General features: G+C 72.0%; 14 protein-coding genes. 9 read left to right on the forward strand and 5 right to left on the reverse strand.

Annotation, left to right across the window (positions count from 1 at the left end; all coding sequences use genetic code 11):
* Positions 1–11: 11 nt before the first annotated feature.
* The 4 genes from ABT160_RS06375 to ABT160_RS06390 all read right to left on the reverse strand — a co-directional run bounded on the left by ABT160_RS06375 (position 12) and on the right by ABT160_RS06390 (position 5,813).
* On the reverse strand, positions 12–1,892 hold the full coding sequence (locus ABT160_RS06375; protein WP_351644276.1) for a DNA/RNA helicase domain-containing protein: 1,881 nt from the start codon (positions 1,890–1,892) through the stop codon (positions 12–14).
* A gap of 110 nt (positions 1,893–2,002) precedes the next feature.
* On the reverse strand, positions 2,003–4,060 hold the full coding sequence (locus ABT160_RS06380; RefSeq protein WP_351644278.1) for a DNA/RNA helicase domain-containing protein: 2,058 nt from the start codon (positions 4,058–4,060) through the stop codon (positions 2,003–2,005).
* Between the two features lie 164 nt (positions 4,061–4,224).
* Positions 4,225–4,353: a DUF6408 family protein gene (locus ABT160_RS06385; RefSeq protein ID WP_351644280.1), complete on the reverse strand. Its 129-nt coding sequence runs from the start codon at positions 4,351–4,353 to the stop codon at positions 4,225–4,227.
* Between the two features lie 233 nt (positions 4,354–4,586).
* The gene (locus ABT160_RS06390) at positions 4,587–5,813 is read right to left on the reverse strand and encodes an MFS transporter (protein ID WP_351644282.1); all 1,227 of its coding nucleotides are present in this window, start codon (positions 5,811–5,813) and stop codon (positions 4,587–4,589) included.
* Positions 5,814–5,980: 167 nt separating this feature from the next.
* On the opposite strand from ABT160_RS06390, the gene ABT160_RS06395 reads away from it, so the two are divergent.
* From ABT160_RS06395 to ABT160_RS06405, 3 genes are all read left to right on the forward strand, one after another.
* Complete coding sequence (locus ABT160_RS06395) at positions 5,981–6,487, forward strand: MarR family winged helix-turn-helix transcriptional regulator (RefSeq protein WP_351644285.1); 507 nt, start codon at positions 5,981–5,983, stop codon at positions 6,485–6,487.
* Positions 6,488–6,809: 322 nt separating this feature from the next.
* Positions 6,810–8,384, forward strand: coding sequence for a S8 family peptidase (locus ABT160_RS06400; RefSeq protein WP_351644288.1), 1,575 nt, complete (start codon positions 6,810–6,812; stop codon positions 8,382–8,384).
* Positions 8,385–8,657: 273 nt separating this feature from the next.
* Complete coding sequence (locus tag ABT160_RS06405; RefSeq protein WP_351644291.1) at positions 8,658–9,821, forward strand: DUF4190 domain-containing protein; 1,164 nt, start codon at positions 8,658–8,660, stop codon at positions 9,819–9,821.
* A 98-nt stretch (positions 9,822–9,919) separates the two neighbouring features.
* Here ABT160_RS06405 and ABT160_RS06410 read toward each other — a convergent pair whose 3' ends face one another.
* The gene (locus tag ABT160_RS06410) at positions 9,920–11,251 is read right to left on the reverse strand and encodes a glycoside hydrolase family 18 protein (protein ID WP_351644293.1); all 1,332 of its coding nucleotides are present in this window, start codon (positions 11,249–11,251) and stop codon (positions 9,920–9,922) included.
* Positions 11,252–11,519: 268 nt separating this feature from the next.
* Here ABT160_RS06410 and ABT160_RS06415 point away from each other — a divergent pair, with 268 nt between their 5' ends.
* The 6 genes from ABT160_RS06415 to ABT160_RS06440 all read left to right on the forward strand — a co-directional run bounded on the left by ABT160_RS06415 (position 11,520) and on the right by ABT160_RS06440 (position 18,365).
* The gene (locus tag ABT160_RS06415; protein WP_351644296.1) at positions 11,520–12,272 is read left to right on the forward strand and encodes a GntR family transcriptional regulator; all 753 of its coding nucleotides are present in this window, start codon (positions 11,520–11,522) and stop codon (positions 12,270–12,272) included.
* A gap of 228 nt (positions 12,273–12,500) precedes the next feature.
* Positions 12,501–14,201 (forward strand): purine-cytosine permease family protein, encoded by a 1,701-nt coding sequence (locus ABT160_RS06420; protein ID WP_351644299.1) that lies wholly within the window; start codon positions 12,501–12,503, stop codon positions 14,199–14,201.
* 236 nt (positions 14,202–14,437) lie between these two features.
* Positions 14,438–14,617, forward strand: coding sequence for an SPOR domain-containing protein (locus tag ABT160_RS06425; RefSeq protein ID WP_351644300.1), 180 nt, complete (start codon positions 14,438–14,440; stop codon positions 14,615–14,617).
* Positions 14,618–14,655: 38 nt separating this feature from the next.
* Entirely contained in the window at positions 14,656–15,063 is a 408-nt protein-coding gene (locus ABT160_RS06430) for a (deoxy)nucleoside triphosphate pyrophosphohydrolase (RefSeq protein WP_351644303.1), read from the forward strand.
* A 184-nt stretch (positions 15,064–15,247) separates the two neighbouring features.
* Positions 15,248–15,658, forward strand: a complete 411-nt coding sequence (locus ABT160_RS06435) for an ATP-binding protein (RefSeq protein ID WP_351644306.1) — start codon at positions 15,248–15,250, stop codon at positions 15,656–15,658.
* A gap of 166 nt (positions 15,659–15,824) precedes the next feature.
* Positions 15,825–18,365 (forward strand): SpoIIE family protein phosphatase, encoded by a 2,541-nt coding sequence (locus ABT160_RS06440; RefSeq protein WP_351644308.1) that lies wholly within the window; start codon positions 15,825–15,827, stop codon positions 18,363–18,365.
* Positions 18,366–18,377: the final 12 nt, after the last annotated feature.

Genomic DNA, 18,377 nt, shown 5'->3' on the forward strand with positions numbered 1-18,377 from the left:
CTTCCCGTGCGTCAGGCCGGGGTGAGGGACGAATCCGCTCCTGCCAGTTCCCGGAGCTTCTCGCGCGTCTCGGGGTCGGTCGAGTACACGATCGTCCCGATCATTCCCCGGGTCAGCAGCACCTTGTAGGTGTTGCGGATCAGTCGGTTCACGTCCGCGTCCGGGGTCGACTTCTTGAAGACGGGGTCCTTGGACGCGGTGCGGTCGGTGACCCAGTGGTCGTCGCGCCAGACCAGGTCGGGGCCGATGACCACACCGGACCAGTCGTACTCGAAGCCCTGCGCCGTGTACACGCACCCCACCTGTCCGAAGCCGGCCGGGTCGGTCGCCCACAAGGCGGCGGGCGGTGCGCCGCCGACCGCGCGGTCACCGTAGACGTTCCAGGGACGCTCCCAGTCCCCGATGACGACGTCCGCGGGCAGTTCCTGGCCCGCCGCGACCTTCTTCGTCCACTTCCAGCAGTAGCCGGCCGACATGCGCGCGCTGTACCCCTGGGACTGCCGCTCCTCCAGCAGGAACTCCATTTCCCGGGGGCTGTTCGCGACCAGGAGCCGCATCTTGTCGTCGGGCTCCCAGACGACCGGACCGCCGGTCTCGAGGCCCAGCATCCTCACCACCCACCTCAGGTAGGCGTCGCTGCCACCGCAGCGGAACTGGCTGTCCAGGGCCACCACGTGACAGTCGAGGCCCTTCTTCGCGGCCGCGGCCTCGATCTCCGCGACCGTTCCCATCTCGCCCGGCCGCACGACCTGGTGCTCGTCCAGCAGGAAGACGGGTACGCGCGCCGCGTCGATCAGTTCGTCGACCTGGGGCTTGCCGGTGCGGTTCGCGGCCGAGGTGTAGCGGTTGGCCGAGGTCTCCCGCATGCGGTGGGCCTCGTCGCAGAGGAGTACGTCGAGGCTGTTGCGCTCGGCGGTCATGAAGCTGTTGAAGTACTTGAAGAGGTCCTGGACCTCGCGCTTGCGCGCGCCCGCGACCTTCCGCATCGTCGTGGTGAACGAGCTGGACCCGGTGGCGTGGAGTGCAGTGACCCCCTGCCGGTACAGCTCTCCGAGGAGCGACAAGGCGATCACGCTCTTGCCGGTGCCGGGCCCGCCCGTGACGATCACGACCTCCTTGTGGTCGGCCTGCTTGGCCCGCCGCACGGCGTTGAGGACCTTGCGGTACGCGACCTGCTGCTCGTCCAGGAGCACGAACTGCTCGCGCTCCCGCACCTCCTGGGCGGCCAGTGCCATGAGCTGCTTGGACGGTCCGACCTTGCCCTGGAGGAGTTCGTCCGCCGCCCGGGCTCCCGAAGCGGGCCCCAGCTTGGAGCGCAGGAAGTCGATGAACTCGCCGCGCCTCTGCCCGATGAAGAGCCGTCCCCGTTCGTCCTGTTCGGTCGCGAAGAGACCGCCGACGCCGAACTCGGTGGCGTTGTGCAGGTACGCCGCGCCGCTGATGCGCTCCGGGTGTTCGGCCACGGCCCCGTTGAAGGAGACCAGGTAGTCGCAGTACCCGCGTACCTGGTCGGCGGGGTTCAGAACGGCTCGTTTGTAACCGTCCAGGCGGCATAGGGACGGGTCGTCGTCGTCCGGTTCGGCGCTGCTCCACTGCTTGAGTTCCACCACGACGTACGACGGTTGTCCGGTCCTGGGGTGCACCCCTGCCAGCACGGCGTCGGCCCGCTTGCTGTTCAGCGGCAGTCCGTACTCGAGCAGCATCTCGACCTGGCCGAGGCCCGCGTCCGTGAGCGCGCTCGCGAGTACCGGAATGCTCCGCTCCCACGAGCGCACCTCGGACGTGCCGGGCCGGTGCCCGTGCACGTGCACGAACTGCTCCGTCAGGCGGAAGAAGAGCGCCCCGGAGAGGCACTCGGCGGCGACTGCGGTGGCGGAGTCGCGGAACAGCAAGGGATGCTCCCGGGCAGCACGAAGGGACTCGTGCGGGTGGGGGCATGTCCGTGATGACTCCGCCGGGCGGAGCGGAAGCCCGGCGGGCCGCAACTACGACGGGATCAAGGCTACCCGGGGCGCTTGTTGACGGCAGGTGGCAGCTGCGGCCCCTCGGCGGTGAGGGCCGGCCGGGCACCGTCGTAGTGCTGCATGCCGATCGTTCCGGGGATGAGCCGGCGCAGGGCGTTGTGGGTGTCCGGGTCGACCGCGTGGACCACGGTGCCGATGACACCGCGGGTGAGGAGCACGTGGTAGGCGTTGCGGACGCACCGGTCGACGGTGTCGTCGTCGACCTTGCTGTGGAAGGCCGGGTCGTGCGAGGCGCTTCGGTCGACCACGAACTTGCCGTTCTCGAAGCGCAGGTCGGGGCCGATGATCACGCCGTTCCAGTCGTACTCGAAGGTCTGGGCCGTGTAGACGCAGCCGATCTGTCCGATGCCGCGGTGGTCGGTGGCCCAGTGGTCCGACGGGGGAGCGTGCGGCACGTCGTGGTCGGGTTTCACGTTCCACGGCTTGCGCCAGCCGTGGATGTCGACGTCGTCGACCAGTTGCCCGTCCTCCCCCGGATTGCTCCACGGCCAGCAGAAGCCCGCCGTGACGCGCGCGGTCGTCCTCGCCTCGTGACGGTCCTCGATGAACTGGTGCAGTTGCTCGGGGGAGTCGGCGACCGCCAGCGTCATCCGGCCGTCGGGCTGCCAGCCGACCGGGTCCGTTGCCGTGCCGAGACCCAACAACTGCTGCACCCACCCCTGGTACTGCTTGCTGCCGCCCGCGCGGAACGTCCCGTTCAGGTCGATGACCTCCACCACGTGACCGTTCTCCTCCGCGAGCGCCTTGAGGTAGGCGGCCGTACCCACTTCGTCGGGGCGGATCGACTGGTGGTCGTCGAGGAGGAAGATCGGTACCTTGGCCGCCCGCATCAGCTCGGTCGCCTGCGGCCTGTCGTCGTCCCTGAGCTCCCGGGGCATCCACTGGTGCGTCGAACTGCGGCGCATGCGGTGGGCCTCGTCGCAGATCAGGACGTCGATCCCGTCGGGAGGGACGTCGGTGAAGCTGTTGAAGTACCGGTACAGCTTCTGGGCCGCCCGGGTCTTCTCCGCCACCTGCCCGCGTCTGGCCTTGTCGATCATGGCCTTGCGCAGGGTCTCGGTGTACGCGTGGGACCCGCTGGCCAGGACGGCCTCGCGGCCCTTGAGGCCCAGCTCGCGCTGCAGCTCCAGCGCGATGGCGCTCTTCCCGCTGCCCGGGCCGCCCCGGAGGACGTACACGCGCTTGGGCCCGGGGTCGGGAACCGGGAGGTGGGCGGCTTCGGGGTCGTAGAACAGCCCGACCTCGTAGTCGCTGCGAGGTGCTGTCTTCTCCAGGTGCCGAGTGATCCGGTCGAACGCGACGTACTGCTCGTCGAGCAGCGTGAGACCGCCTCCGACGACCGAACGCTGGCGGGCGACGTCGGTGACCTTGAGAAGCGGCTTCCGGCGGGACCGCGCCAGCGCGTCGGCGGCACGCTTCCCGGACGCCGAGGTGAACTTGCCGGTGAGAGCCCTCTCGAACCGGGCGAGGTCGGTCACCGTGTAGAGGAAGCCGTGCTCGGTCTCGGGGAGGTTGAACAGCGGTTCCACGTCCTCGTCCCGGGCGTTGTGGAGCAGCGCCATTCCCGTCAGGCTGTCCTCGCCCTCCTGAAGGTGGGACAGGTAGCGCATCATGTACTCGCAGTAGCGCTGCACCTGTCGCACCGGATGGAGCTTGTTCTTGCCGAATCCGAGGTCGACGGCGATGGGGCACCGCGGATCGACCGTGGCCCGGCGCACCTGCTTCAGTTCGATCGCGAGGTAGCTGTCGGCACCGGAGCCGGGACGCTGGCCGCAGAGCACGAGGTCGACGGCCGAGTTGGTGTGCGGCAGGTCGACCTCGACCTGGATCTCCACCTCCCCCAGCCCCTTCGCCAGCAGAGCGCGGACGACCACGGGGATGCTGTTCTCCCAGGAGGCCACATCTCCCTTGTCGGGCTGTCTCCCCTTGAGCCGGAGGTGTTCGTCGATCAGCCGCTCGGTGAGGGGCAGGTGCGTCGAGCCGGCCGGGGCGGTGAGGAGTTCACCGAGCTCGGCTGCTGAGAGTTGGAGGAGCACGAAGGAATCCCGGGCACGAGTGGGCTCGTGCGGGTGGGGGCGTGTCCTTCGATGCCCCGGTCGGAGGGGCGGAAGCCCGTCGGGCCGCAATGACGATGCGCAGATTAGCCTGCGCCGTCCACGGAGTGAGGGCGGGCCCCCGGAGGCCCGCCCTCCGCCCCGGCTCAGCCGAGGCGGTGCACCACGACCTGCGCCACGGCCCACAGGAGGTTGGAGCCGAAGCCCCCCGCGATGCCCACCAGGACGTCGCGGTACCAGTTGCGGCGCTTGGGCGTGTACTCGACGACAGACATACGGACTGCCCTTTCGGTTGCTGACGGCCACACGGCCGGGCGACTCCCGCCGGGAGCACACCGTTGGCCCGTGTCGTCGAACCGAGAGGAACTGTCTGTCCGTTCGTCGCGCCGCGCACATCCTCCGGGAAGGACAAGCGGTGCGGCCACACGCTAACCCACCGCTGGTCGGATGGGCCACGTAGTTGATCCCTTCCGGCCCCTCCGCCGCCGAGTACCGGCCATCGCGCCCCTCAGCCCATCACCACCCCCGCCACCGCCGGCCCGAACGCCCCGCCCAGTTGGTAGGCCAGGTTCAGCAGGCCCAGGGCCGTCGGGCGGTCCTGGGGCGGGGCGGAGTGGGCGGCGTAGAGCGAGAGGGTGCCGTTGCCCGCCGTCGTGGCGAAGACCGCCAGGGCCGCGGCCGGGAGGAGCAGGGCCGGCCAGGGGGTGAGGGCGGTGAGGAGCGGGGCCAGGGCGCCCAGGGTGAGCAGGAGCGCGATCACCCGGGTGCGGGGGAGGCGGGACGAGGCGGCGGCGAGGAGCCAGGAGAGCAGGGAGCCCGTGGCCAGGGCGAGGAGCTGGGCCGTGCCGATCGTCGCCGTCGACCAGTCCGTACGGTCCCGCAGCAGCTGGGGGATCGTGAACAGCAGCGTGAAGTACGACGTCGACAGCGCCATCGCCAGCAGCGCCGAGGTGACGAACGTGCGGTTGGTGATGACCGCGAGGGGGACGAAGCCGTCGCGCGCGCGGCGGACGTGGGCCGTCAGGAGCGCCGCCGTGACCAGCGCGGCCGCGAGCGCCGGCAGCGGGTAGTGGGCCAGGAAGACCAGCGAGGTGGCCGCCAGGGTGAGGAGTGCGGCGCCCCTGGTGTCGAAGGGGGTGGGGGAGGCGGGGCGCGGCGCCGTGCGGGACCAGGCCAGGACCGGCGGGAGCGCGAGCAGGGCCAGGGCGGAGACCGCCAGGGACAGCCGCCAGGACACCGTCGCGTTCAGGGAGCCGAGCAGCGGGCCCGCCGCGCCCAGGATGCCGAAGCCCGCCGTGATCACGCCCATCCTGCGCGCCGTCCCCGCCAGGCTCATCGCCGACGTCACCAGGCCCGCGCCGCCCATCGCCTGCGCCGCGCGGCCCGCCATCAGCAGCGGCAGCCACGGCGCCAGCGCCACCAGCAGGGTGCCCGCCGCCACCAGGGCGCCGCTGGTGCGCAGTGCGGCGCCGAGGCCCCGGCGGCGCAGCAGGTTCGCCATCAGCGGGGTGCCGACCGCCATCGCCCAGGCGAAGGCCTGCACCAGCCAGGTGGCCTGCGTCGTACGGATGTCCAGGGCGTCGGCCAGCTCCGGGAGGATCAGTACCGGGCTGTTCGCGCTCAGCGCCACCGGGGTGGCGAGCAGGGCCAGCCAGAGGACCGGCGGGCCGGCGGCGGCCTCGGGTGCCGGTGAGCCGGTCGCGCCGGGGGCCTGGTGGCGGGTGGGCAGGGGCATGGGTGCCCTCCGTGAGGTGGGGGTCCGTAAGCACTGTCTCAACGTTGATTGTCTTAATGCTGAGATAGTTTTGACGTGTCAGATGGAAGCAGGCTCGACCTTTCAGCGTCAAGTGTCTTAACGTTGAGATGTCGGGAGAGTGTGCAGCGGGGTGAGGAGCAGCAGTCGTGAGTGACGCCGTCGACGCCATCGTCGGGCAGTGGGAGGCCGAGCGCCCCGACCTCGCCGACCACCTCTGGCCCGTCCACCTCCTCGCCCGGGTCCAGCGCCTGGCCCGCGCCGTGGAGAAGAACTGCAAGGCCACCGCCGCCCGGCACGGTCTCGAGTACGGGGAGTTCGACGTCCTCACCACGCTCAAGCGCTCCGGGCCGCCCTACCAGCTGACCGCCGGGGCCTTCCTCAAGGCCGCCATGGTCACCTCCGGCGCCATCACCAACCGCATCGACAAGATGGAGGCCAAGGGGCTCGTCGAGCGGGTGCGCGAGGGTAGCGACCGGCGCACCGTGCAGATCCGGCTCACCGAGCACGGCTCCACCCTGATCGACGCCGCCATGGCCGAACACCTCGCCGCGTACGAGGAGTTGCTCGCCGGCGTCGACCGCGACACCGTCGAGCGCACCGCCCGCGGGCTGCGCGAGATCAGCGAGGCGCTGGGGGACACCTCCATCGTCTGACGCCCGCCCTCGGGCGCTCCGGGTCGCTCCCGGCCGCCCGGGGCCCGGGCCACCCTCGGGCGCTCCGGGGAGGTCCGGCCCGAACTTCCGCATTTTCCTGACGTTTCGTCATGTTGCTTGGCCGGTAACGGACTTGGCCCCGTATGGCGATCACATGTCGCCGTGTCACGGCAACCCCCGCACCCTTGTGGGTTCCCCAAGGATCGGTCAAGCTTCCGACGGCGCCGGAGCCCGGCAGTGATGCCCTCATTGTCATGCCCGCGTCGATCTGTGCGCGATTCCCCCACAGCAACGCACCACCAATGAGGAGGAGATCCCTCACATGCCAGTGATGCGTACTTCGCGGCGAAGAATGTCCGTCGCCGGCGCGATCGCCGTCACCGCCCTCACGCTCGGCACCGTCTCCGCGCTGCCGGCCTCGGCGGCGCCCGCGGCGGCCGAGGGCGTCGTCCAGAACCTGGGCGCCCCCGGTTCCGTGCCGGGCAGCTTCATCGTCACCCTCAAGGGCTCGGCGCCCGACGCGGAGACCGCGGCGGGCCGGGCCATCCCGGCCCGGTTCGGCGCGAAGATCGAGCGGACCTACACGGCCGCCCTCAACGGCTACAGCGTCGAGGTGTCCGAGGCCCGGGCGAAGAAGCTGGCCGCCGACCCGGCCGTGGCCTCCGTCGTGCAGAACCGCACCCTCACCATCAGCGGCACCCAGCCCAACCCGCCCTCGTGGGGCCTGGACCGCATCGACCAGCGCAACCTGCCGCTGAACCAGAGCTACACGTACCCGGACACCGCCGGTGACGGCGTCACCGCCTACATCATCGACACCGGCGTCCGCATCACCCACCAGGACTTCGGCGGGCGCGCGTCCTACGGCTACGACGCGATCGACAACGACAACACCGCCCAGGACGGCAACGGCCACGGCACCCACGTCGCCGCCAACGTCGCGGGCAACAGCTACGGCGTGGCCAAGAAGGCGAAGATCGTCGCCGTCCGCGTGCTCAACAACCAGGGCTCGGGCACCACCGCGCAGGTGGTCGCCGGCATCGACTGGGTGACCCGGAACGCGGTCAAGCCGGCCGTCGCCAACATGAGCCTGGGCGGCGGCGCGGACACCGCCCTCGACACCGCGGTGCGCAACTCGATCGCCTCCGGCGTCACGTACGGCGTCGCGGCGGGCAACGACAACGCCAACGCGTCCAACTACTCGCCGGCCCGCGTCGCCGAGGCGATCACCGTCGGCTCGACGACCAGCACGGACGCCCGCTCCAGCTTCTCCAACTACGGCGCCGCGCTGGACCTCTTCGCGCCGGGCTCGTCCATCACCTCGGCGTGGAACACCAGCGACACCGCCACCAACACCATCTCCGGCACCTCGATGGCAACGCCCCACGTGGTCGGCGCCGCCGCGCTCTACCTGAGCACCAACCGGACGGCCACCCCGGCGCAGGTCTCCACCGCGCTGACCACCGCGGCCACGCCGAACGTGGTCACCAGCCCCGGCACCGGCTCCCCGAACCGCCTGCTCTACGTGGGCACGGGCGACACCCCGCCGCCCGGCAAGCGCTTCGAGAACACCGCCGACTACGCGATCAACGACAACGCCACGGTCGAGTCCCCGATCACGGTCAGCGGCGTCGCGGGCAACGCGCCGGCCGGTCTCCAGGTGCCGGTGAACATCGTCCACACGTACATCGGCGACCTCCAGGTCCAGCTGATCGCGCCGGACGGGTCCGCGTACACGCTGAAGGCCTTCGGCACCGGCGGCAGCTCGGACAACATCAACACCACGTACACCGTCAACGCCTCCTCCGAGGTCGCCAACGGCACGTGGAAGCTCCGGGTCACCGACAACGCCCGGCTGGACACGGGCCGGATCGACTCCTGGGCCCTGCAGTTCTAGCCCCGCGGTCCTAGCACCGCGCGGCTAGCCGGGACCGCGCGGTCCCGGGTGGAATCCCGGGGGCCGGGTCCCCGGACCCGGACCCCGGGTGCGTGAGAGAAGCACGGACACCTTGCGAGGGTGTGCACCGACGGGAGGGGCGGCCGCCGTGGAGCGGTCGCCCCTTTCGTGTCGCGATGTCGGACCCGTCGCGTACGATGCCGCGAACCGCACACCCGTTCGCACGCGATCTTGTTCGTGCCGCGTCGGACCCCGACAGGAGCCCCGCACCCCGTGGAACCGAACCACCAGGGCTGGCCGCCGCCCCAGCCCCCGTACGGCACGCCCCAGCAGCCGCCGTACGGACCGCCCTTCCCGCCGTACGGGACGCCCCCGCGGCCGCCCCTCAACGGGCTCTCCGTCGCCTCGCTGGTCCTCGGCCTCGTCTGCTGCCTGCCCCCGCTGGGCCTGGTCCTGGGGATCGTGGCCCTGGTCCAGATCAAGCGCCGCGGCCAGCGGGGCAGGGGCATGGCGGTGGCGGGCGTGGTGCTGTCCTCGGTCGGCACCCTGCTCCTGGGGCTCTTCCTGATCTCGGGGGCGGCCTCCGACTTCTGGGGCGGCTTCCGGGACGCCGTCGACCAGGGGCCGGGCAACCGCTCCGTCACCGACCTGCGCAAGGGCGACTGCTACAAGATGTCCGGCGGGCTCGCGGAGCGCGAGGTGGACCGCGTCTCCGTCGTCGACTGCGCCGAGCGGCACGACGGCGAGGTGACGGGCTCCTTCCCGCTGGAGGGGTACGACGCGTGGCCCGGCCGGCAGCGCATCGAGCAGGTCGCCGAGGAGCGCTGCGAGAAGCTCAACGGCGGCTACGCGATGGACACCTGGGCGGTCCCCGAGGACGCGTGGACCTACTACTACCTGCCGAGCCGGACCTCCTGGCGGCTCGGCGACCACAAGGTGACCTGCTCCATGGCCAGCGAGAAGGGCGACCTCAAGGGCTCGCTGCGGGCCGACTCCACGACGCTGGACGCGCAGCAGGCCGCCTACCTCAAGGCCGTGAACCGGGTCGACGCGGTCCTCGGCGAGCAGCCCGACGAGGACGCGGACGAGGACCTCGCCGGGGCGAAGGCGTGGGCAGGGAAGGTCACCGCCGCCCTGGAGACCTCGGCGGGGGAGCTGCGCGGGGTGCCGTGGAGCGCCGCCGCGAAGAAGCCCGCCACGGACGTGGCCGGGCAGCTGGAGCGGGCCAGGGCGCACTGGGCGCGGGCCCAGGGCGCCGCGGACGCGGACGCCTACTGGGACGCGTACGACCCGGGCTTCGACGCCCTGCCGCCGGACCTGGGCGCGGCGGCGAGGAAGGCCCTGGGGCTGCGCACCGAGCCGCAGGGCGGTTCGTCGACGCAGGAGCCGGGGACCCGGCCGGGCGGATCGCCCCCCGCCGGGCGCAAGGAGGTCTGAGGGGGCGGTACGGGGGCCTTGAGGGCCGGTACGGAGGTCTGAGGCGGTACGGGGACGCGGAGAGGGGACGGCGCGGGGTCCGGGCGCGCCCCCGGTCGTCAGCGGCCGCCGAGCCCCCGGTCCACCGCCGTGATCAGCTCCCCGTCCGGGGTGTCCCCGTCCAGGGACCAGAACATGGCGCCGCCCAGGCCCTTGGCGCGCACGTACGCCGACTTGGTGGCGAGCACCCACGGGTCGTCGTACGTCCAGAGCGTGGTGCCGTCGAAGAGCCACGCGTGGCCGTTGCGCAGGTCGCGGTGGACCTTGTACGTCCCCGACGCGGCCAGCTTCTTCAGGGCCTTGTAGTCCTCGTAGCCGTTCGCCCAGGTCGCCGGGGCGGGGCCGGAGGCGGGCTGCCCCAGGCCGTCGCCGCCGCCCTGCACGCCGGTCCAGCCCTGGCCGTAGAAGGGCATGCCGACGACGAGCTTGCGGGCGGGGGCGCCGCGCCGCTCCCACTCGCGCACGGTCTGGTCGACGCTGAAGTCGTTCCGTGCGAACAGGGCCGACTGCTGGGCGGTCCTGGCCTCGCCCGAGACGTGGAAGTCGTAGCCCTGGAGGTTCACGAAGTCGAAGTCCCGCATGATCTTGGCGACTTCGAAGCCCGCGTCGATCTTCGCGGGGGCGGTCGGCACGAAGGCGCTCAGCTCGTAGTGCTTGCGCTGCTTCTTGCCGTACGCGTCGATCTGGGTGCGGAACTCCCGTACCAGCGCGGTGAAGTTCTTCTTGTCCTCGGGGCGGTACTTGGTGTCGGTGTCGCCCGCCGAGCCCGGCCACTCCCAGTCGATGTCGATGCCGTCGAAGAGCCCGGCCGCCGCGCCGGCGCCGCCGCGCGCGCCGTCGACGGGCAGGTCGCCCTTGAGGTACAGGTCGAGGCAGGAGGAGACCAGCGCCTTGCGGGAGGCCGGGGTGAGGGCCGCGTCCGAGAAGTTGGTGGACCAGCTCCAGCCGCCGAGCGAGATCATCACCTTGAGGCCGGGGTGCTTGGCCTTGAGCTCGCGCAGCTGGTTGAAGTTGCCCGCCAGCGCCTGCTCGCCGGTGTCGGCGACCCCGTCCACGGAGTCCTCCGCGCCGACCGGGCGGGCGTAGTCGGCCCAGGCGTCGGCCTCGCCGGGCACGTTGCCGGTGAAGCACTTGCCCTCCGGACTGACGTTGCCGAAGGCGTAGTTGATGTGGGTGAGCTTGGCGGCGGTGCCGCTGGTGTCCAGGTCCTTGACCTGGAAGTCCCGCCCGTAGATCCCCCATTGGGTGAAGTAGCCGACGCGCTTGTACGCGGGGCGGTGGTCGCCCTGCCCGCCGTGGCCGCCGGTCGCGCCCGCCGCCGGGGCGAGGGTCGCCAGCAGGGCGAGGGAGCTGGCGCCGACGGCCAGCGCGGAGAGTGTTCTTCGACGCATGGGGCTCATTCCTGTGGGTGGAGTGCGCGGTGCGTGAGTACGGAGGGAAGTTATTGGTCTGGACCATTTTGGTCAAGGAATTCTGCGGAATCGGGGCCGTGGCGGGGTGAGTTGACGAAAGGTCAGTCGGTGTCCGAAACGCCATACCCCCGCCCAGCTCCTGGGTAAAGCCAAATCATCACTTCGGGTGAAACCTTGGCCCACGCTTGCGGGCGACAACCCTCGGTTGCCAGGCTGTAGCTGTCTGTCAACCTGATGGGAGTGGCCCGTGACATTCGGTGAGCAGCCCGCCTATCTGCGCGTCGCGAGCGATCTCCGGGAGAAGATCGCCAACGGCTCGCTGCCGCCGCACACCCGGCTCCCCTCCCAGGCGCGCATCCGCGAGGAGTACGGGGTGTCGGACACGGTCGCCCTGGAGGCGCGGAAGGTCCTGATGGCCGAGGGCCTGGTGGAGGGCCGCTCGGGGTCGGGGACCTATGTGCGCGAGCGCCCGGTGCCGCGCCGCATCGCCCGCTCCGGGTACCGGCCCGCCTCCGGCGCCAGCCCGTTCCGCCAGGAGCAGGCCGAGGAGGGCTCGCGCGGCACCTGGGAGTCCGGCAGCGAGCAGGAGGAGGCCGGCGAGGAGGTCGCCGCCCGGCTCGGCATCAAGCCGGGCGACCGGGTGATGCGCACGCGGTACGTGTTCCGGGACGCGGGGGAGCCGATGATGCTCTCCACCTCCTGGGAGCCGCTCGCGGTGACGGGGCGCACGCCGGTGATGCTGCCCGAGGAGGGCCCGCTGGGCGGCTGCGGGGTCGTGGAGCGGATGGCCGCGATCGACGTCGTCGTGGACAACGTGGTCGAGGAGGTCGGCGCCCGCCCGGGCCTGGCCGAGGAGCTGCTGGTGCTCGGCGGGGTGCCGGGGCACGTGGTGATGGTGGTGGAGCGGACGTACTACGCGTCGGGGCGGGCGGTCGAGACGGCCGACGTGGTGGTCCCGGCCGACCGCTACCGGATCGCCTACCACCTGCCGGTGCGCTGAGCGCCGGACGGACGCCCCCGGTCCCGCCCGCCCCGCGGGTACCGGGAGTCCGCGCCCGCCGGCGCGCGCCCGGTCAGCGGACACCCCGTCCGGCCCGTGTGACCGGGTCTTAACGCCCGGCCGGGTGACGTAACCCGGGGGCAACGACGCGTGGTGAGCCGCCGTCACCTGCGGCTCCTACCTTCCTCGTCCGTACCGCAACCGGTTCGGACGACGACAGGAACCCTCATGACGGACACGGTCACCCGCGAGAGCGAGGCCCCCCGGCCGGACGGGCCGCCGCCCCGGCGCAGCTACGCCAAGCTCGCCGCCGACGAGAGCCGCGAGGACTTCTCCCTGCGGTACGCGCCGCACTCCTTCCGGCGCTGGTCGCCGACGATGGTCGCGTCCACCGCGCTGGGCGGCATCGCCTACCTGGCCGACTTCGCGATCGGCGCCTCCATCGTCTTCACCTACGGCTTCACCAGCGGGCTCGCCTCGATCCTCACCGCCGCGGCCATCATCTTCGTCACCGGCATCCCGATCGCCCGGGCCTGCGCGAAGTACGGCCTCGACATGGACCTGGTCACCCGGGGCGCGGGCTTCGGCTACTTCGGCTCCACGCTGACCTCGCTGATCTACGCGTCCTTCACCTTCATCTTCTTCGCGCTCGAAGGCTCGATCATGGCCCAGGCCATGCACCAGGCCGTCGGGCTGCCGGTGCAGATCGGCTACCTGCTGACCACGTTGATCGTGATCCCGATCGTCTTCCGGGGCATGGGCGCGCTCGCCAAGGTGCAGGCGTGGACCCAGCCCGTCTGGCTGATCGGGATGGTGCTGCCGTTCCTGGTGCTCGCCTTCGAGGCCCCGGACGCCTGGGGCGCGTTCACCTCCTTCGGCGGTACGGAGGGGGCCGGCGCGGGCTTCTCCTGGATCGGCTTCGGCCTGGGCACGGGCGTGGCGCTCTCGCTGATCGCGCAGATCGGCGAACAGGCCGACTACCTGCGCTTCATGCCGGCCAAGACCGAGCAGAACCGGCGCCGCTGGAACCTGGCGGTGCTCGCGGCCGGGCCCGGCTGGGTGATCATCGGCGCGGCCAAGCAGCTGGGCGGCGCGTTCCTGGCGTTCGTCGCCCTGGAGGCGGTCGGCAAGACCCACGCGCTGGAGCCGATCGCCCCGCAGATCGAGGCGCTCAAGCCGTGGCTCGGCTCGGTGGCGCTGCCCGCCGCCGCGCTGTTCGTGATCGTCTCCCAGGTCAAGATCAACGTGACCAACGCCTACAGCGGCTCGCTGTCCTGGTCCAACTTCTTCTCCCGGGTGACCCACCGCCACCCGGGCCGGGTCTGGTACATCTTCCTCAACCTCGCCATCGCGCTGACGCTGATGGAGATGAACATGTTCGCGGCCCTGAACAAGCTGCTCGGCTTCTACTCCAACGTGGGCATCGCCTGGATCGCGGCGGTCGCCGCCGACCTGGTCATCAACAAGCGGCTGGGCTGGTCGCCGCCGTACATCGAGTTCAAGCGGGCGTACCTGTACGCGGTGAACCCGGCCGGGTTCGGCGCCATGGTGGTCGCCTCCACCGTCTCGATCCTCGCCTTCTTCGGGGTGTTCGGCCGCTACCCGGAGGCCTTCTCCACCTTCATCGCCGCCGGGCTCGCGCTGGTGCTCTGCCCGCTGATCGCGTGGGGCACCAAGGGGCGCTACTACCTGGCCCGCCCCAACCCGGTGAACGGCCCGGGCGCCGTGGTCGCCGACGTCACCGCCACCCATGAGTGCGCGGTCTGCGACACGGCGTACGAACTGCCCGACATCGCCGACTGCCCGGTGCACGCGGGGCCGGTCTGCTCGCTGTGCTGCTCGCTGGACGCGGAGTGCGGCGACGCCTGCCGCAAGGCCCCGGCGGGGGAGCCGCTGCTGCTTCCGCTGCCCACGGTCAGGCCGCACTGAACCCTTGCGCCACAAGGCCCCCAGGGGGGGCGCGCCGAACGGGCGCGCCCCCTTTCGCTGCGCTCGATTCGCGCCTGGTTTTGGCCGGATGGGTACCTCTTGGTGAAAAGGCGTATCCGCTGAGTGAAGGTCAGGCGTAAGGTCGGGCATATGCGGACTGCGGTTTCAGCGCATCGGCCGGTCCCGGCGGCCGCGAGGCGCGCGCCGGTCCCGCCGCTCTCGGAGGGAGAAGCGTGATGGACGACGGTGGCGCCCCGCTCCCCTGGCAGGTCATCAGGCAGGACGACAACGGCAACCGCTACCGCGTCGGGCGGTACGCGACCGAGGGCGAAGCGCAGAAGATCGTCGACAGCCTCGACTCCCGCGGGCACAAGCAGCTGTACTGGGTGGAGCGCATCGGGCTGCCCACCCGCTGAATCCGGGCCCGCCCGCCTCCTCGGCTACGCTCCGGCGCATGGACGAACGCGTGGTGGTGGCCGGTGCCGTGTACGACCGGGGGCGCCTGCTCGCCGCGCGCCGCACCGCGCCGCCCGAGCTGGCCGGCCGCTGGGAGCTGCCCGGCGGCAAGGTGGAGCCGGGGGAGAGCCCGGAGCAGGCGCTGGTGCGCGAGCTGCGCGAGGAGCTGGGCGTGGAGGCCGCGCCCGAGGAGCGCGTGCCCGGCGAGTGGCCGGTCGGCAAGGGGTACGTGCTGCGGGCCTGGCTGACCCGGCTGGTGGCGGGCGAGCCCGCGCCCCTGGAGGGCCACGACGAGCTGCGCTGGCTGGCCCCCGGCGAACTGGACTCGGTGGACTGGCTGGAGCAGGACCGCCCGGCGGTGGCCTGGGCGGCGGAGCGCCTGGCGGCACGCGGCGGCACCGGCTGAGGGAGGTCCCCCTCCCGGGGTGTCCGGCGTCACCGGCGCGGGGGCATTGTGTGGGGCGTGTGGCCTACTCCGTACGCCTTTCGTACCACCGTGCACCAGCTGTGGCGATAGCCCGCCTCGGATATCGGGTATGTGCTGATTAACCCCCCGAAAATGGACGTGGGTCTGCTGCTGGTCTGGGGAAGTGATCGGCGTGATCGACACCGAAGGCGAGTGCGCCGAGTGGACCTTTCCTGCTGAGCCCAACGCGGTGCGCACCGCGCGGCACGCGGTCCGCGACACCCTGCGCGCCTGGGGCCTGGACGCCGCCGTCGGCGACGTGACCGTGCTCCTGGTCAGCGAACTCGTCACCAACTCCCTGCGGTACGCCTCCGGGCCCATCGGCGTCCGGCTGGTCCGCCGGGGCCGGAGACCGGGGCACCTCCTGGTGGAGGTGTCCGATCCGCTTCCGGACCCGCCCACCGCGCGGGTGGCCGGACCCGACGACGAGGGCGGCCGCGGGATCCAGCTGGTCGCGGGCTCGGCGCGGCGCTGGGGGACCCGGCGTGACGGATCCGGCAAGACCGTGTGGTTCGAGCTGGCCCTCCCTGGTTAGAAGTCTGGAGGGACAACGATCACCGCCGGGCTCGACGGCCCGGGCCGAGCCGACCGGACGCGACCGAGACCGTGCTGTGATCGGGAACGTCGTGCCGCCGGGGGCCGCAGTGCTGAATACTGCGGGCATGGCCGGTCCGGTGCGGTGAGCTGGAGGGGACGGTCGCGTGAGCGAGATACCTGAGACGGCGAACAGGGTCGTGTGGCAGAGCAGCCCGCCCGGCTCCATCTACGACTACATCAAGGTCGCGTCGTTCTCGATCGGCCCGGACGGGCTGGTCGACCAGTGGAGCAGTCGTGCCGTCGAACTGTTCGGCATCCCCGCGGAGCAGGTCAGGGGCAAGGACCCGGTCGAGGCGTTCATGCCCGCCGAACTGCGCGCCCGCGGCCACCAGAAGGTCGCCGAGATCCTCGACGGGCGCGAGTGGACGGGCCTGGTCCCCTTCCGGCTGCCCGGCGAGCGGGACCCGGGCGGCCTCGCCGAGGTGTACGTGATGCCCAGCGAGACGGCGGGCGGGGAGCGGGCCGCCCTCTGCATCGTCGTCGACGTACGGGCCCTGCGCCGGATCGAGACCGACCTCGCCTCCTCCCAGGCGATTTTCGGTCAATCTCCCTTCGGGTTCATCCTCTTCGGCACCGACCTCACCGTGCAGCGCGCCAACCAGCGCTTCGCCACCGTCTTCGGCGGCAGCCCCGACCAGCACCAGGGCCGCACCGTCCACGACTACCTGCCCCGCTCCGAGGCCGACCGGATGGCCGCCGCCCTGCGCCGCGTCCTGGAGACCGGCGAGTCGGTCACCGACCTCCAGCTGGTCGGCGAACCGCCCGGCACCGGACCCGGCGAGCGCCGCCACTGGTCCATCAACCTCTACCGGGTGCACGGCGGCACCGGCCGCCCCATCGGCGTCGCCGGACTCGGCACCGACGTCACCCGCCGCCAGGTCGCCGCCCGCGAGGCCGCCAGCGCCCGCCGCAACCTGGCCCTGCTCAACGAGGCCGGGGCCCGCATCGGCACCTCCCTCGACCTGGAGACCACCGCGCGCGAACTGCTCGACGTCGCCGTCCCCGGCTTCTGCGACATCGCCTCCGTCGACCTCTACCAGGCGCTCCTGACCGGCGAGGAGGCCCCGCCCGGGCGCGCCGACGGCAGCGCCGAACTGCGCCGGGTCGCCTTCGCCAGCGCCGTCGCCGACGTCCCGCTCGGCGACGACATCACCACCGGCGGCTGCGAGGCGGGCCCCGTCCAGGTCGGCGCCGTGCACCGCTACTCCTTCAACTCCGCCTGCGCCGGCGCCCTGCGCACCGGACGCGTCCAGGTGCCCGACCCCGTCGAGGGCGCCCTGGTGCAGTCCACGCTCGCCGTGCCGATGGTCGCCCACGACACGGTCGTCGGCCTCGCCCGGTTCTCCCGCACCAAGGGCAGCGAGCCGTTCGGCGAGCGCGACCGGGCCCTCGCCGTGGAGCTGGCCTCCCGGGCCGCCGTCTGCATCGACAACGCCCGGCTCTACCGCAGGGAGCACGAGCGGGCCCTGATCCTCCAGCGCAGCCTGCTGCCCCCGGGCGACCCGGAGGCCGCCGGGCTCGACATCGCCTGCCGCTACCTCCCCGGCAACACCGCCACCGAGGTCGGCGGCGACTGGTTCGACGTCATCCAGCTGCCCGGCCACCGCACCGCCCTGGTCGTCGGCGACGTGATGGGCCGCGGCCTGCGCGCCGCCGTCGCCATGGGCGAACTGCGCACCGCCGTGCGCACCCTGGCCCTGCTCGATCTGGAGCCCGCCGAGGTGCTCTCCGCGCTCGACGAGATCGCCCGCGGCCTGGGCAACCCGCTCGGCGCCCAGCAGGCGTCCCGCGGCGCCCCCAAGACCCGCGGCCCCGAACTCTCCGAGGTCTACCTCGCCACCTGCGTCTACGCCGTGTACGACGCGGTGACCCGGCGCTGCACCTTCGCCAACGCCGGCCACCTGCCGCCCGTCCTGGTCGAGCCCGGCGAGGAGGCCCTGCTCCTCGACGTACCGCCCGGGATGCCGCTCGGGGTGGGCGGCGAGCCCTTCGAGGAGGTCGAGGTCGAGCTGCCCGAGGGCGCCCTGCTCGCCCTCTACACCGACGGGCTCGTCGAGTCCCGCGACCACCCCCTCGACGAGGGCCTGCGGGCCTTCCGCAGCGCCCTGACCGACCCGGCCCGGCCGCTGGAAGACGTCTGCGACCACGTCCTCTCCACCCTGGACACCCGGCACGGCGAGGACGACATCGCGCTGCTGATGGCCCGCGTCCAGGGGCTGCCCGCCGAGGCCGTCGGCGACTGGCGGCTGCCGCGCGAGCCCCGCTCGGTCGGCCGGGCCCGCGAACTGGCCCGCGCCCAGCTGCTCACCTGGGACCTCGAACCGCTCGTGGACACCGTGGAACTCCTGGTCAGTGAACTCGTCACCAACGCCCTGCGGTACGGCGAGGGCGAGATCCGGCTCCGGCTGCTGCGCGAGCGCACCCTGGTCTGCGAGGTGTGGGACGCCGGCCTGGTGCAGCCCCGGCGGCGCCGGGCCCGGGACACCGACGAGGGCGGGCGCGGGCTCCAGCTGGTCGGGCTGCTCAGCGCGGCCTGGGGATCGCGGCGCACGCACCGGGGCAAGACCGTATGGTTTGAGCTCGCCCTGCCGGACGGGGACGCGAACGCCGAACCGACGGTCGAGCAGTTGCTGAGCATGTTCTGAGCCGGATCCCCG

Origin of the sequence: Streptomyces sp. NPDC001941 (assembly GCF_040296945.1) — a bacterium.
Classification (GTDB): domain Bacteria; phylum Actinomycetota; class Actinomycetes; order Streptomycetales; family Streptomycetaceae; genus Streptomyces.